Genomic DNA, 14833 nt, shown 5'->3' with positions numbered 1-14833 from the left:
ATGCGGAAGCGTGCTGGTCACAGCCTTGCGGCAAGGCCGGAGCAAGCGAACGTTATCCCGGTCACCCAGGTGACGGGAAGAGTTCTCCGGCGAAGACCGGCCCCGCGCTTTGCGGGAGGAAAACTCCGAAACCTTGAAAAGGCTTCAAGACCTGCGCGAACACGGCGGGCATTCACCGTTCGACCGGGTCCACCCTGTGACCAATTGCGACCACCGACGACTGACTGTGAAAGGCCCAGCTCAAAGGGCCTTTTTCGTGCCTTAGCATCTGCGGCGTGCCGCGCCCTTGTGTACCACCCCCCATGCCTCACGCGCCCCCTCTGGGCGCCCTGCTCCGCCTGTACGACGCCGCCGGGACGCCCCTGGCCTGCGAACCGGTCGACCAGGGGCTGCTCAACCGCGGCTACCGGCTGTGCACCACCCGTGGCCGGTACTTCCTCAAGCACCACTTCGACCCCGACACCGCCGACCCGGCCGCCATCGAACGCCGGCACCGGGCCACGCAGCGCCTGGCCGCCCTCGGCGTGCCGCTCGCCGTGCCGCTCGCGCACCGTGAGGGACGTACCGTCGCCGTCGTCGGCGGCCACGCCTACGCCCTGCACCCCTGGATCGACGGCGGGCACCGCCACGGCGGCCAGCTCACCCGCTCGGAGAGCGCGCGCCTGGGAGCGCTGCTGGGCGCCGTGCACGCCTGCCTGGAGCGCGTGATGCCGCCCAAGGGACGCACCCGCCCGGCCACCAGCCCGCACCCCGTGGAGAGCGCCGACCCGGCCGACACGTTCACGCTCATCGACCAGCTGCTCGCCCGGGTGCGCCGGCACCGCCCGGCCGACGCCTTCGACGCGCTGGCCCGGCACCGCCTGCGGGAGCGGCGGGAGCTGCTGGAGCGGCACGCGGACCGGCGCCCGCCGCCCGGCGGCCCGGTGGGCTGGGTGCACGGCGACTTCCACCCGTTCAACCTGCTCTACCGGGACGGGGCCCCGGCGGCCATCGTCGACTGGGACCGGCTCGGCGTGCAGCCCCGCGCCGAGGAGGCCGTACGTGCCGCCGCGATCTTCTTCGTGCGCCCCGCGGGCGCCCTGGACCTGCCGAAAGTGCGGGCGTACGCCCGCGCGTACCGGCGCGCGGCCGATGCCACGCCCGCTGAGCTGGGGGCGGCCGTACGCCGGGTGTGGTGGGAACGCCTGAACGACTTCTGGATGCTGCGCTGGCACTACGAACGCGGCGACACCCGCGCCGACTGCCAGTTCCCGGCCGCCTCGGCGCTCGTGGTGTGGTGGACCCGGGAGTACGACGCGGTGATCGACGCGTTCACCGGGTGAGCGGGGGTCAGGCCCTTCTCGTCGGCCCGGGAGCGGTCCCGTGCCGCCGGTGAACGAACGAACCGGGGCCCGGTCTCCCGGGCCCCGTAAACGCGCTCCCGGCGGGCATGCCCGCCGATGTCCCTCCGGCGGGCGGCCCCGCCGGTGTTCAGCCGGTGGGCACTCCCGCCGCCCCGCCTGCCGCCGCGTTGCCGTCGGTGGTACTGCCGCCGCCGCCCGTGGTGCCCGTGTCCGTGCCGCCGGTGGCACCGCCGGTGTCGGTACCACCGGTGTCGGTACCACCGCCCGCGTTGCCCCCGGTCGTCGGGTCCGTGGGCTGCGTCGACGGGGACTGGGACTTCGTCGGCTGGTCGGTGGGACCGGTGGTCTCCGGGTCGGTCGGGGTGTACGACGGCGTGTACGAAGGCGACCAGCCCGACCCGGAACCGATGCCCGACCCGTCGTCGGTAGCGGTGTCCGTGGGCTGCCCGGTGTTGTCGTCGGTCGGGCTGGAGGTGGCCGAATCGTCCTGGGTGCTCTTGGTGTGCGTCGCCGGCGGCTTGGTGTCCGTGCCGGCACCACCGCCGCCACCCGCACCCTGCAACGCCAGCGCCACGCCGGCCGCGATGGCGATGACCGCGAGCACGGCGAGGATCCACAGCTTGCCGCGGCCGCTGCCCTTGTTGCCCTGTCCCTCGAAGCCGCCGTCGTCGCCGTGGCCGTAGCCCTGTGGCAGCAGCGGCTGCGGGATCTGCGTGGTGCCGGCGCCGGCCATCGGGTGCAACATGGCGGTGGTGCTCGCGAAGCCGCCCGCCGGGGTGTGCCGGCCGTCCTGCACCGCCACCGGGCCGGTGTTCCAGGTGCCGGTGTGGCCGCCCTGGTCGTAGAGCATCTGGAGGCCGTACTGGACCAGGCCGCGCATCTCCTCCGCCGTCTGGAACCGGTCGTCCGGCTCCTTGGCGAGCGAGCGCATGACCAGGCCGTCCAGCTCCGGCGGGCAGGCCTGGAGGACCTGCGACGGCGCGATGGGCGTGTCCTGGACGTGCTGATAGACCACGGACAGCGGGGTCTCACCGGTGAACGGGGGCCGCAGCGCGAGCAGTTCGTACAGCAGGCAGCCGGTCGCGTACAGGTCGGAGCGGTGGTCGACGGCCTTGCCGAGCGCCTGCTCCGGGGAGAGGTACTGGGGGGTGCCCATGACCATGCCGGTCTGGGTCATCGTGGACTGCGCGCCGTGCAGGGCGCGGGCGATGCCGAAGTCCATCACCTTGACGGCGCCACTGTCGGTGATGATCACGTTCGCCGGCTTGATGTCGCGGTGCACGATTCCGTGCTGGTGCGAGTAGGCGAGCGCCTCCAAGACACCGGAGACGATGATCAGCGCCTGCTCGGGGCCGGGAGCCTCCGCGTTGATCAGCAGATCGCGGATGGTGCGGCCCTCGACCAGCTCCATCACGATGTACGGCACCGACTGACCGCCCACGACGTCCTCGCCGGAGTCGTACACGGCGACGATCGCGTGGTGGTTGAGCCCGGCGACCGACTGTGCCTCACGTGTGAACCGCGCCTTGGAGACGGGATCCTCGGCCAGGTCCGCGCGGAGCAGCTTGACCGCGACCGTACGGCCCAGACGGACGTCCTCGGCCGCGAAGACCTCGGCCATGCCGCCCCGGCCCAGGCGGTGCGTGAGCCGGTACCGGCCGTCGCCGACCAGCCCTGCGTTGCCCCAGTTCTCCGGCCCGTCCGACATACCGCCGCCGCCAGACGCCTCCGGGTCGGACGGGCCCTGGGCGCGCTGCGTCTGTGCCATCAGTCCTCGCCGTCGTTTCTGCCCGCGGTGCGCGCGGTGTTGTCACGGTCTCCGTCGGCCACGCTACAGCCTCCGTGGGGGCCACCGGTTCGGAACCGGAACCGGGACCGACTCTGCGACGGACCGGCCATGAAACCCTCAGCACAGGTCGTCGTGCAAATTCTGTGTGCCGGTCGCATGCCCCCTGTAACGCTTGCGCGACGCTTCCTGCCCGTACGGTCACGGAACGGGCACCGAGCTTGACGTGTCGGTGCCCTGGGGCAGACTTGGCCGGGAATGACACATTCGATCAAGGCCTGTGCGACGAGCCGAAGTGCCGGACGGCCGATGGGGGACGCGGAGAGATGAGCCAGGACGGCACACACGGCCGGTACGCGGGGCAGGCTCTGGCCGGCGGCCGGTACCAGCTGCGCGACTTGCTCGGCGAGGGCGGGATGGCCTCGGTGCACCTCGCGTACGACTCCGTGCTGGACCGCCAGGTAGCGATCAAGACGCTGCACACCGAGCTGGGCCGGGAGCAGGCCTTCCGCGAGCGCTTCCGCCGCGAGGCCCAGGCCGTGGCCAAGCTCACGCACACCAACATCGTCTCCGTCTTCGACACGGGCGAGGACGACCTGGGCGGCCTGGCGACCCCGTACATCGTCATGGAGTACGTCGAGGGCCGCCCGCTGGGCTCGGTCCTGGAGGAGGACATACGGCGGTGCGGCGCCATGCCCGCCGACCAGGCCCTGAAGGTCACCGCGGACGTGCTCGCGGCCCTGGACATCAGCCACGAGATGGGGCTGGTCCACCGCGACATCAAGCCCGGCAACGTGATGGTGACCAAGCGCGGTGTGGTCAAGGTCATGGACTTCGGCATCGCGCGCGCCATGCAGTCCGGCGTGACCTCGATGACGCAGACCGGCATGGTCGTCGGCACCCCGCAGTACCTCTCGCCCGAGCAGGCCCTCGGCCGCGGCGTGGACGCCCGTTCCGACCTGTACTCGGTCGGCATCATGCTCTTCCAGCTGGTGACCGGGCGGCTGCCGTTCGACGCGGACTCCCCGCTGGCGATCGCGTACGCGCACGTGCAGGAGGAGCCGGTCGCCCCGTCCTCCGTCAACCGCTCGCTGCCCCCGGCGGTGGACGCGCTGGTCGCCCGCGCCCTGCGGAAGAACCCGAACGAGCGCTTCCCGACCGCCGACGCCATGCGCGAGGAGTGCCTGCGGGTCGCCGCCTCCCTCCAGGGGGCCGCGCCGAGCATCGTGCCGGGCGCCGGTCCGCAGCAGAGCGGCTCGGGCGTCGGCTCCGCGGTGTTCCCGCCGGTCGACCAGAGCCTGCGGACGCCGCCCGGACCGGTGCAGACGCCGTACCAGCCGGGTCCGTACGGCCCCGGGATCCCGGCACCGGCCACGCCCGCGCCGTCCTACGGCTATCCGCAGCAGTCCGGCTACCAGACGCCTCCGGTGGGCTACGGGCCCGGCACCCCGCCGCCGTACGCGCAGGCGCCGCAGACGGCTCCGCAGGGGCCCGGACCGAACGGCGGCAAGAGCGGCAAGGCCGTGATCATCGGCGCGGTCGGGGTGTCGCTCGTCGCGGTCGTCGGCCTCGTCGTCGCGCTGACCATGAACAGCGGCGGCGGTGGCGGCACGGGCGGGCACGGTCGGGCCAGTTCCTCGTCGTCCCCCACCCACCAGGCGGGCTACCGGGGCCCGGACACCACCCGGGTGATCGACAAGACCAAGTGCACGGAGCCGGACGAGTCCTACGACGACCCCGACAAGATCCGGCTGCCCGATTTCCGCTACAAGGACATCAACTCCGTGAAGTCCTGCTTCCAGGCCGCGGGCTGGACGCTGCACGTCAAGAAGGTGGACGACAACACCTGGGGCGACGGCACCGTCCTGGACCAGTTCCCGTCCGAGGGCACGGACGTGAACGCCAAGGACCCGGGCACCATCGAGCTGAGCGTGTCGACGGGCAATCCGCCGCAGTAGTGACCCCTGTGCGAGAGGGGGCCCGGCGCTCTTGCGCCGGGCCCCCTCTCGCGTGCTGGGGCGCGAAACCTCATGTCCGGGGGCGTGAGTCCTCGCGGGACTCGCACCGGGGGCCTACAGGTACGGGCCGCCCGAGTGCCCGCCCAGGTGCTGGTCGTCGCCCTCGGGGCCCGACACGCCAGGCGGGAGCGCCCGGCGCATCTGCTCCAGCTGGGCCCGCGCGGCCATCTGCTGGGCGAACAGCGTGGTCTGGATCCCGTGGAAGAGTCCCTCCAGCCAGCCCACCAGCTGTGCCTGCGCGATGCGCAGCTCGGCGTCGCTCGGGGTGACGTCGTCGGTGAACGGCAGCGACAGCCGCTCCAGCTCCTCGACCAGCTCCGGCGCCAGGCCGTCCTCCAGCTCCTTCACCGAGCTGGCGTGGATGTCCTTCAGCCGGACCCGGCTGGCCTCGTCGAGGGGAGCGGCGCGCACCTCCTCCAGGAGCTGCTTGATCATGCTGCCGATCCGCATGACCTTGGCGGGCTGCTCGACCTGCTCGGTGACCGGAATCTCGCGGGAATCGTCGTCCCCGCCACCTCCGCCGAGTGCCATCCCGTCCTGGCCCACGACGAGGATCTGGGGATTCTCCGGCGACCGTTCGTTCCTCGGCATCTCCATGCCGTCATTCTCTCGCACCCGCCCACCTCACCACCGTGGCGCCCCCCGGTGGAGCGGATCGGCCGGTTAGACCCGTCGGCCCAATCCGGAATGCCCCAGGAGTCCGGCGATGTGAGGCTGGTCCCGTCGGTTCATCATCGATCACGCGCTCACGCCAGCTGGGCTCCGGGAGGTCACCGACGTGACTCCATGGCTGCGACTCACCCATCCCTGTCTGCGGCTGCTGCTCGTCCTCACGGCGGCCCTGCCCGCCTACGGCACCGCCGCCGCGTACGCCGCCGAGGCCGGCCCCCCGCACTCCCCCACCGCGGGCCACCCCGCCGCCACGCCCTCGGTCTCGCCCTCCGGCCACCCGGGCGGCGCGGGCGGTGCTGGTGCCGGAGGGTCCTCCGCGGCCGGGAACGCCGCCGGTTCCGGTCACTCCGGACACGGTCACCAGGACCGTCCGGGACACGGCGGCGCCGGGCCCCAGCACCCGGCCCCGCCGTCCGAGCACCCGGCCCCGCCGTCCGGCTCCGCCTCCGCCACGTACAGCGCGCCGTCCGGCGAGCCGTCCCGGGCGGGGAGCGGAGCCGGTGAGGGGAAGCTGCGTCCGGGGCGGCAGGACGGGCCCTGGGCCCAGGTGGAGGGCGACGAGGACTCCGTCCCGGAGTCCGCCGCGGCGCGGCCCGCGGAGCCGGAGACCGCGGAGACCCCGACCGCCTCACGGCCGACCCAGGAGGCGGGCCTCGACCCCACACCGGGGCAGTCGGCCGACGAGAACGCCGCCCGACAGAGCGAGAACGCGAGCGAGCCGACCCTGCGGATCCTGCCGCTCGGCAGCGGACTCGTCCTCATCGGCCTGGGCCTCGGCCTCGCCTTCCTGGGGCTCCGGCTGCGCAGGAGCTGATCCCCGGCCCCCGGAGGGTCCGCTACGGGGCCACGAGCAGCACCTTGCCGATGTGGCCGCTCTCCTCCACGACCCGGTGCGCCTCGGCGGCCCGCGGCATCGGCAGCTCACGGTCCACCACCGGGCGCACACGCCCCCCGGCGATCAGCGGCCAGACGTGTTCGCGCACCGCGGCGACGATGGCCGACTTCTCCTCCGCCGGCCGCGCCCGCAGCGAGGTGGCGGTGACGGCCGCCCGCTTCTGCAGCAGCGTGCCGATGTTCAGCTCACCCTTGACACCGCCCTGCATCCCGATGATCGCCAGGCGCCCGTTGACCGCCAGGGCGCGCACATTGCGGTCGAGGTACTTGGCGCCCATGTTGTCGAGGACGACGTCGGCGCCGGCGCCGGCGGTGGCCTCCTCCACCTCGGCGACGAAGTCCTGCTCCCGGTAGTTGATCAGGATGTCGGCGCCCAGCTCGGCGCAACGCTCCAGCTTCTCCTTGGTCCCGGCGGTCACCGCGACCCTGGCGCCGACCGCCTTGGCCAGCTGGATCGCCATGGTGCCGATGCCGCTGGAGCCGCCGTGCACCAGCAGGGTCTCGCCCGGTCGCAGATGGGAGATCATGAACACGTTGGACCAGACCGTGCAGGCCACCTCGGGCAGCGCGGCGGCCCGTACGAGGTCGACGCCCGCCGGCACCGGCAGCAGCTGCCCGGCCGGTACGACGACCTTCTGGGCGTAGCCGCCGCCCGCGAGCAGCGCGCACACCTCGTCGCCGACGGCCCAGCCGGACACCCCGGGGCCGACCGCGGCGATCCGGCCGGAGCACTCCAGGCCGGGGTAGGGGGAGGCGCCGGGCGGCGGGTTGTAGAAGCCCTGCCGTTGCAGGACGTCGGCACGGTTGACGGCGCTGGCCGTCACGTCGACCAGCACCTCGCCCTCGCCGGCCACCGGATCGGGGACCTCGTCCCACACCAGCGCCTCGGGACCACCAGGTTCGAAAATCGTGATCGCATGCATGTCCGCGACGCTACTCCCCCTGCCGCGCCGGGCGGCCGCGGCGCCCGACGCCCCGCCTCAGTCCCCGGGCAGGGGGCGCGGGTGCGGGGTGATCCGGGTGGCGGGGCTGGCGCGCACGATGGTGATGAGCCGGTCGGTCAGCTGGAGGGCACCGATGGACCGGTCGTCGTAACCGAGCACCCGGTGACCGCGTACGACGCTCACCACGAGGTCGTCGATCTCGCGGGGCGCCTTGCCCGCCTCGGCGCGCACCACCGGACGCTCCACGAGGTCCAGGCCGCTGCCCTGCTGGATGAGGTCCTCTATGACCATGCCGGCGGCGGGGCTGAGGACGGACAGGCCGAGCAGCCGTCCGGCCGCGCTGGCGCTGGTGATGACGGCGTCGGCACCGGACTGCCGCAGCAGCGGGGCGTTCTCCTCCTCGCGCACCGCGGCCACGATCTTCGCGCCGCGGTTGAGCTGACGGGCGGTCAGCGTGACCAGCACGGCGGTGTCGTCGCGCTGCGGGGCCACGATGATCTGCCGGGCCCTGTGCACCTCGGCCCGCTTGAGGACGTCACTGCGGGTGGCGTCGCCCATGACCCCGGCGTAGCCGTCGGCGGTCGCCGCGTCGATCACCTTGGCGCTGGGGTCGACCACGACCACCTGCTCCTTCTTCAGCCCGGTCGCGCAGACGGTCTGCACGGCCGAACGTCCCTTGGTGCCGAAGCCGACGACGACGGTGTGCTCGCGCAAGGCGGACCTCCAGCGTTTCAGGCGCCATTCCTCCCGGGTGCGCTCGGTGAGGACCTCCAGCGTGGTGCCGACCAGGATGATCAGGAACAGCACACGCAGGGGCGTGATGACGAAGATGTTGGTCAGCCGAGCACTGTCGCTGACCGGGGTGATGTCGCCGTATCCCGTGGTGGAGAGGGTGACGGTGGCGTAGTAGAACGAGTCGAGCAGGTCCACGGAGTCGTCGGCGCTGTCGTGGTAGCCGGCGCGGTCGGCGTAGACCACGAGCGCGGTGACGACCAGCACCAGCAGCGCCATCAGCAGCCGTTTGGCGACCTGGCGGAGCGGCCGTTCCACCACCTTCACCGGCAGCTCCACCCGGTGGGCGACCGGGCGTTCGTCCGCGGTGAGGCTGTCGCCCCGCGGCACCCCGGTGGTGCCGGGGGTGTCGTCATCCGCACGTTTCACGTGAAACATACCCCGATCCCCGCGGTCGTCCAGGGCAGGTCCAGCAGCTCCGTCTCCGCGCCCTGCCGGGCCCCGCCCGGGGGTACGACGGCCAGCGCGTCGGCGGCGGCGATCCCGCGCAGCATGGCCGGGCCGTTGTAGTGCAGCGGTACGGCTCGGTCGCCGCGCAGCACCACGGGGACGAGCCGGGTGTCGTACGGATGCCCGTGCACCGGCTCCGTCAGCGGCAGCGTGTAGGGCTCGGGGGCGGGGCGGGCGGCGAGGGTCCGCAGCAGCGGCTCGGCGAGCGTGACGAGGCCGGAGACGGCAGCGAGGGGGTTGCCGGGCAGGCCGACGAGGTGCTGGCCGTCCTTGGTGCGGGCCAGCAGCATGGGGTGCCCCGGGCGCACCTTCACCCCGTCGACGAGGAGTTCGGCGCCGATGCGTTCCAGGGTGGGGTGGACATGGTCGAGGGGCCCGGCGGCGGTGCCCCCGGTGGTGACGACCAGGTCGGCCGTGGAGTCGGTGATCGCCCTGTGCAGCTCGTCGGCGTCGTCGCGGACCCGGCGCACCGCCACGACCTCGGCGCCGAGCGCCCGCAGCCAGGGCGGCAGCATGGGGCCGAGCGCGTCCCGGATCAGCCCCTCGCGCGGCAGCCCCTCGGTCAGCAGCTCGTCTCCGAGGACGAGGACGTCGGCGTGGGGCCGGGGGACGACGGTGACGGTGTCGTACCCCGCGGCGGCGGCCAGACCGAGGACGGCCGGGGTGATCTGGGTGCCGACGGGCAGCAACTGGTCGCCGCTGCGGCACTCCTGGCCGCGCGGACGGATGTCCTGGCCGTGCGCCGTCTCCCGGGTGGCGTGCAGCCGGCCCTGGGCGTCCGTACGGCCGTGCTCGGTGCGCAGGACGGCGGTGGTGTCGGCGGGGACACGGGCACCGGTCGCGATACGGACCGCCTCGCCGTCGGTGAGCGGCGCGGGCTGCGCGTGCCCGGCGAGCACACCCGCCTCGCGCACCGTCCAGGGCCCGGGGCCGGCGACCGCCCAGCCGTCCATCGCGGAGGTGTCGAACGAGGGCAGGTCGCCGAGCGCGTCGAGGGGCGCGGCGAGGACGAGGCCGAGGGCATCTGCGAGGGGGACGGAGACGGGGGCGCGGCGGGGGACGGGACCGCCCGCGGCGGTGGTGCCGGCGGGCCGGCCCGAGCGGGTGCTCCGGGCGGTCCGGGCGGCGATCTCGCGGGCCTCGGGCCAGGGGGTGGCCCGGTGCCGTTCCGCCGGCGCATGCCGGTTCGGCTCGGCGGGCCGCGCGTCCCGGGCCGGGCCGGTGCCGTCGTCCTTGGCTTCCCTCACGAGGGCCAGTGCCTCCTCGACGTCGAGGTCGTCGCTGTCCTCCACGGGTGCCCCGTCACGCAGGCCGGGCGCGGTCACCCGGCGTCCGGGGCGCTCGGGCCCCCGCTTTCCCCGGTGCCCGACGCCTCTTCCTCCCAGCGCAGAGCCAGCGCGGCGGCCTTGCGGGCGGCCTCGGCGACGGCCTCGGGGCCGCCCTTGCCCTGGGCGGCGGCGTAGCCGACGAGGAAGGTGGTCAGCGGGGCGGCGGGCCGGGCCACACCGTGCGCGGCGTCCCGGGCGAGGTCGAGCAGGACGTTCGTGTCGACGTCCAGGTCGATGCCCAGCTCGTCCTTGACTGCGGAGATCCATTCATCCAACACGTGCCCATGCTCCCTGATCCGTGCCCTGGCGTTGACGATGTCGTCCCAGGTGTCGCAGTCGAAGGACGCGTGCGGGTCCGGGACCCGGCTGAGGCGGAGGGCGCCGGTGAGCCGGCGCAGCGGCAGCCCGGTGAGGCCGCCGTGCGCGGTGGCGAGCGCGGCCAGTTCGCGGCGCAGGGCAGCGGTGCGGTACGCGGCGACCAGGGGCTGGTCGCGGCCGTCCGCGTCGGTGAGCAGCGCGCCGTCGGCGCCGCTCTCGCCCAGGGCGGTCAACAGCCGCCGCAGCGTGTCCGCCCGCAGGAAGGGCAGGTCGGCGGAGAGGACGACGGCGTGTTCGGCCGTGACGTGCCGCAACCCGGCCGCCAGCGCGGCGACCGGTCCCGCGCCGGGTGGCTCCTCGCGCGCCCAGCACACCGGGCGGACGGTGCTCCGGGGCGCGGCCACGACGACGGTCGTACGGGCGCCCGCGCAGGCCGTGAGCACCCGGTCCAGCAGCGCCCGGCCGCCGACCCGGACGCCGGGCTTGTCGGCCCCGCCGAGCCGCCGCGCGGCACCTCCGGCCAGTACGACGGCGTCGTACGGCGAGGGTGCCGCGTGGGCTCCGAGGACGGCCGAGGTGGCCGCCTGCCCGGCGGTGGCGTTGTCGGTCACTCCCCGAGTATGCGGGCCGCGCCGATCACAGGGAACCGACGGAGGACGGGAACCCGGCGGGTCACAGGCTGCGCAGCAGCACCGCCGGCTGTTCCACGCAGTCCGCGACATACCGCAGGAAGCCGCCCGCCGTACCGCCGTCGCACACCCGGTGGTCGAAGGTGAGCGAGAGCTGGACGACCTGGCGCACGGCCAGCTCGCCCTCGTGCACCCACGGCTTGGGGACGATCCGGCCGACGCCGAGCATGGCCGCCTCGGGGTGGTTGACGATCGGCGTGGAGCCGTCGACGCCGAAGACCCCGTAGTTGTTCAGCGTGAAGGTGCCGCCGGTGAGTTCTCCCGGGGTCAGCGTCCCGGCGCGGGCCGCCTCGGTGAGCCGGGCGAACTCGGTGGTCAGCGACTCCGCGTCGCGGGCATGGGCGTCCCGGACGACCGGCACGACCAGGCCGCGCTCGGTCTGCGCCGCGAACCCGAGGTGCACATGGGGGTGCTGGACGATCTCGCGGGCCTCGGTGTCGACCGAGGAGTTCAGCTCGGGGAACCGCGCGAGGGCAGCGGCGCAGATACGGGCGAGCAGCGCGACGAGCGAGATCTTCGTGCCTCCCGCCGCGTTCATCGCGGCCCGAGCGCGCATCAGTTCGGTGGCGTCGGCGTCCACCCAGCAGGTCGCGTCCGGGATCTCCCGGCGGCTGCGGGACAGCTTGTCGGCGACGGCACCGCGGATGCCCTTGAGCGGAACACGCACCTCGCCCGCGACCGGGGCGGACGCCATGGCCTGGACGGGCACCGCCGCGACAGGGGGCTCGGCCGTACGACCGCTCTCCGGACCCGCACCGGCCCGCAGGGCACGCTCCACGTCGGCGCGCAGGATCAGCCCGTTCGGGCCGGAGCCCGCCAGCTGACGCAGATCCAGTCCGCCCTCTCGGGCGAGCCTGCGCACCAGCGGGGAGATCACCGGCACGGGACCGCCGGACAGCAGCGCCGTGCCGGGCAGGCCCGGAGCCGGTGCCGCGGCAGTGCCGTTCACACCGGAACTCGCGGCGTCGGCGCCCCGCACCGCGGCACGCACGCCGTTGGCGCCGTTCCCGCCGGCGCCACCACCGGTCAGGGCCACCGGCCGCACCCTCCGGCGCCGGCCGGGCGCCTCGGACGTGCCGTACCCGACCAGGACATTGCCCGAGCCCGCCGTGGACTCCGCGTCCGGTTCGCCGACCGCGACCGTCAGGAGCGGGGCGCCGACCGGGAGTTCGGTGCCCTCGTCGCCGTAGCGGGCGGTGACCACGCCGCCGTAGGGGCAGGGGACCTCCACCGATGCCTTGGCCGTCTCGACCTCGACCACCGGCTGGTCGACGGCGACCACGTCACCGACCTGGACCAGCCAGCGCACGATCTCCGCCTCGGTCAGTCCCTCGCCGAGATCGGGCAGCTTGAACTCCAGCACCTGTGCCATCAGCCCTCGGCCTCCCACTGGAGCCGGGCCACGGCGTCCAGGACGCGGTCGACTCCGGGCAGATGGTGCCGCTCCAGCATGGGCGGCGGGTAGGGGAGGTCGAACCCGGCCACGCGCAGCACGGGGGCCTCCAGGTGGTGGAAGCAGCGCTCGGTGACACGGGCCGCGATCTCGCCGCCCGGACCGCCGAACCCGGTGGACTCGTGCACCACGACCGCGCGTCCGGTGCGCCGCACGGAGGCGCAGACCGTCTCGTCGTCGAACGGCACCAGGGAGCGCAGGTCGACCACCTCCAGGTCCCAGCCCTCGGCCCGCGCGGCCTCGGCGGCCTCCAGGCAGACGGGCACGGAGGGGCCGTAGGTGATGAGCGTGGCGCTGCGGCCGGTGCGCCGGACCACCGCGCGCCCGATCGGCTCGACCTCGGTCGGCTCCTCCGGGTTCCAGGTGTCCTTGGACCAGTAGAGCCGCTTTGGCTCCAGGAAGACGACCGGGTCGTCGGAGGCGATGGCCTGCCGCAGCAGGCCGTAGGCGTCGGCGACGGTCGCGGGTGTGACCACGTGCAGGCCGGGGGTGGCCATGTAGTACGCCTCGGAGGAGTCGCTGTGGTGCTCGACGCCGCCGATACCGCCGCCGTAGGGGATGCGGACGGTGATCGGCAGGGGCATCCGGCCGCGGGTGCGGTTGCGCATCCGGGAGACATGGCTGACCAGTTGCTCGAACGCCGGGTAGGCGAAGGCATCGAACTGCATCTCCACCACCGGGCGCAGACCGTACATGGCCATGCCGACGGCGGCGCCGAGGATGCCCGCCTCCGCGAGCGGGGTGTCGGTGCAGCGGTCCTCGCCGAACTCCTTGGCGAGCCCGTCGGTGACGCGGAAGACACCGCCGAGGGTGCCGACGTCCTCACCGAGCACGTGCACGGTCGGGTCGGCGGCCATCGCGTCGCGCATCGCGCGGGTGAGGGCCTGGGCCATGGTGGCGGGCTTGACGGCCACGGTGGTCATCGGCGGTCGCCTTCCTGCTGGTCGGGCCCGTCCTGCTCGGCCGCCAGCTCGGCCCGCAGCAGGTCCCGCTGTTCGCGCAGTTGGGCGGTGGTCTCGGCATAGACGTGGTCGAAGAGGTCCATCGGGTTGAGCTCGGGATCCTGGTTCATCCGTTCGCGCAGGTCGGCGGCCATCGCCTCGGCGTCCTCCCGTACGGACTCCAGGCCGGCCGCGTCGATCAGGCCGCGCTCGGTCAGCTCCGTCTCCAGCAGACGCACCGGGTCGTGCGCGCGCCAGGCCTCGACCTCGGCGTCGCCCCGGTAGCGGGTGGCGTCGTCGGCGTTGGTGTGGGCGTCGATGCGGTAGGTGACCGCCTCGATCAGCGTCGGTCCACCGCCCGCGCGGGCGTGTCGTACGGCGTCGGTGAGCACCTCGTGCACCGCCGCCGCGTCGTTGCCGTCGACCAGGCGGCCGGGCATGCCGTAGCCGACGGCCTTGTGGGCCAGGGAGGGGGCGGCGGTCTGCTTGGCGAGCGGGACGGAGATGGCGAAGCCGTTGTTCTGCACCAGGAAGACGACGGGTGCCTGCCAGACGGCGGCGAAGTTCAGCGCCTCGTGGAAGTCGCCCTCGCTGGTGCCGCCGTCGCCGATCATGGCGAGCGCGACCACGTCGTCGCCCTTGAGGCGGGCGGCGTGGGCGAGGCCGACGGCGTGCGGCAACTGGGTGGCCAGCGGGGTGGAGAGGGGGGCCACCCGGTGCGCGTACGGGTCGTAGCCGGTGTGCCAGTCGCCGCGCAACAGGGTGAGGGCCTCGACCGGGTCCACACCGCGGGCGACGACGGCCAGGGTGTCGCGGTAGCTGGGGAAGAGCCAGTCGCGCTCTTCGAGCGCCAGGGCGGCGGCGACCTCGCACGCCTCCTGGCCGGTGCTGGAGGGGTAGACGGCGAGGCGGCCCTGCTTGGTGAGCGCGGTGGCCTGCGTGTTGTAGCGGCGGCCGCGCACCAGCTGGGCGTGCAGCCTGCGGAGCAGACCAGGATCGGCCTTGGCGGCCGCCTCGGTGCCGAGGACGCGGTACGGCTCGGCGTCGGGCAGCAGCGGCGCGGGGTCCATACGGGGCTGCCAGGCGGGCGGCGGCGATGGCCGGTACGCGCCCCGCTGCTCCAGAACCGTCATGACGGCACCTCCTCGTGGGAGCGGCTACGGGAGACGTGTCGGCTGTGACCCGCCTCACCTACCGATTGTTCG

Annotated in this window: 12 protein-coding genes; 3 read left to right on the top strand and 9 right to left on the bottom strand. The window is 73.8% G+C overall.

All coding sequences use genetic code 11. The features are described from left to right. The first annotated feature begins 302 nt into the window (after positions 1 to 302). Entirely contained in the window at positions 303 to 1322 is a 1020-nt protein-coding gene (locus tag VT52_RS05205; RefSeq protein ID WP_206306436.1) for a phosphotransferase, read from the top strand. A gap of 148 nt (positions 1323 to 1470) precedes the next feature. On the opposite strand, the gene VT52_RS05200 is transcribed toward VT52_RS05205, so the two are convergent. Further along, on the bottom strand, positions 1471 to 3111 hold the full coding sequence (locus tag VT52_RS05200) for a protein kinase domain-containing protein (protein ID WP_079174851.1): 1641 nt from the start codon (positions 3109 to 3111) through the stop codon (positions 1471 to 1473). Between the two features lie 344 nt (positions 3112 to 3455). Between VT52_RS05200 and VT52_RS05195 the strand changes: the two genes are divergently transcribed. Beyond that, positions 3456 to 5087, top strand: a complete 1632-nt coding sequence (locus tag VT52_RS05195; protein ID WP_046418328.1) for a Stk1 family PASTA domain-containing Ser/Thr kinase — start codon at positions 3456 to 3458, stop codon at positions 5085 to 5087. A gap of 114 nt (positions 5088 to 5201) precedes the next feature. Here the strand turns inward: VT52_RS05195 and VT52_RS05190 are convergent, their stop codons facing one another. After that, entirely contained in the window at positions 5202 to 5744 is a 543-nt protein-coding gene (locus VT52_RS05190) for a bacterial proteasome activator family protein (protein ID WP_046418326.1), read from the bottom strand. 181 nt (positions 5745 to 5925) lie between these two features. Here VT52_RS05190 and VT52_RS05185 point away from each other — a divergent pair, with 181 nt between their 5' ends. Then, positions 5926 to 6633: a hypothetical protein gene (locus VT52_RS05185; RefSeq protein WP_046418325.1), complete on the top strand. Its 708-nt coding sequence runs from the start codon at positions 5926 to 5928 to the stop codon at positions 6631 to 6633. 22 nt (positions 6634 to 6655) lie between these two features. Here VT52_RS05185 and VT52_RS05180 read toward each other — a convergent pair whose 3' ends face one another. The 7 genes from VT52_RS05180 to pdhA form a co-directional block, all read right to left on the bottom strand. After that, complete coding sequence (locus VT52_RS05180; protein WP_046418324.1) at positions 6656 to 7636, bottom strand: NAD(P)H-quinone oxidoreductase; 981 nt, start codon at positions 7634 to 7636, stop codon at positions 6656 to 6658. A 57-nt stretch (positions 7637 to 7693) separates the two neighbouring features. Then, complete coding sequence (locus VT52_RS05175) at positions 7694 to 8827, bottom strand: potassium channel family protein (RefSeq protein ID WP_079174850.1); 1134 nt, start codon at positions 8825 to 8827, stop codon at positions 7694 to 7696. Further along, a complete protein-coding gene (locus VT52_RS05170; protein WP_046418322.1) occupies positions 8815 to 10224 on the bottom strand; it encodes a molybdopterin molybdotransferase MoeA in 1410 nt (469 codons plus the stop codon). Before VT52_RS05170 ends, VT52_RS05175 begins: the two co-directional genes overlap by 13 nt. After that, entirely contained in the window at positions 10221 to 11156 is a 936-nt protein-coding gene (locus VT52_RS05165; RefSeq protein ID WP_046418321.1) for an NTP transferase domain-containing protein, read from the bottom strand. The genes VT52_RS05170 and VT52_RS05165 overlap by 4 nt, the downstream gene beginning before the upstream one ends. Positions 11157 to 11217: 61 nt before the next feature. After that, positions 11218 to 12606 (bottom strand): dihydrolipoamide acetyltransferase family protein, encoded by a 1389-nt coding sequence (locus VT52_RS05160; protein WP_046418320.1) that lies wholly within the window; start codon positions 12604 to 12606, stop codon positions 11218 to 11220. Beyond that, a complete protein-coding gene (locus VT52_RS05155; RefSeq protein ID WP_046418318.1) occupies positions 12606 to 13610 on the bottom strand; it encodes an alpha-ketoacid dehydrogenase subunit beta in 1005 nt (334 codons plus the stop codon). The genes VT52_RS05160 and VT52_RS05155 overlap by 1 nt, the downstream gene beginning before the upstream one ends. After that, a complete protein-coding gene (gene pdhA, locus VT52_RS05150; protein WP_046418316.1) occupies positions 13607 to 14761 on the bottom strand; it encodes a pyruvate dehydrogenase (acetyl-transferring) E1 component subunit alpha in 1155 nt (384 codons plus the stop codon). Before pdhA ends, VT52_RS05155 begins: the two co-directional genes overlap by 4 nt. Positions 14762 to 14833: the final 72 nt, after the last annotated feature.

This window comes from Streptomyces malaysiense (assembly GCF_000980885.2).
GTDB classification, from domain to species: Bacteria; Actinomycetota; Actinomycetes; order Streptomycetales; family Streptomycetaceae; genus Streptomyces; species Streptomyces malaysiense.
The sequence above is the reverse complement of the archived record's forward strand: the minus strand, read 5'-3'. Positions and strand labels throughout refer to the sequence as shown.

Coding starts and splice junctions, on each gene's coding strand:
- VT52_RS05175 (WP_079174850.1), bottom strand. CDS start 8,827: ATGTTTCACGTGAAACGTGCGGATGACGACACCCCCGGCACCACCGGG.
- VT52_RS05195 (WP_046418328.1), top strand. CDS start 3,456: ATGAGCCAGGACGGCACACACGGCCGGTACGCGGGGCAGGCTCTGGCC.
- VT52_RS05155 (WP_046418318.1), bottom strand. CDS start 13,610: ATGACCACCGTGGCCGTCAAGCCCGCCACCATGGCCCAGGCCCTCACC.
- VT52_RS05160 (WP_046418320.1), bottom strand. CDS start 12,606: ATGGCACAGGTGCTGGAGTTCAAGCTGCCCGATCTCGGCGAGGGACTG.
- pdhA (WP_046418316.1), bottom strand. CDS start 14,761: ATGACGGTTCTGGAGCAGCGGGGCGCGTACCGGCCATCGCCGCCGCCC.
- VT52_RS05180 (WP_046418324.1), bottom strand. CDS start 7,636: ATGCATGCGATCACGATTTTCGAACCTGGTGGTCCCGAGGCGCTGGTG.
- VT52_RS05205 (WP_206306436.1), top strand. CDS start 303: ATGCCTCACGCGCCCCCTCTGGGCGCCCTGCTCCGCCTGTACGACGCC.
- VT52_RS05200 (WP_079174851.1), bottom strand. CDS start 3,111: ATGGCACAGACGCAGCGCGCCCAGGGCCCGTCCGACCCGGAGGCGTCT.
- VT52_RS05190 (WP_046418326.1), bottom strand. CDS start 5,744: ATGGAGATGCCGAGGAACGAACGGTCGCCGGAGAATCCCCAGATCCTC.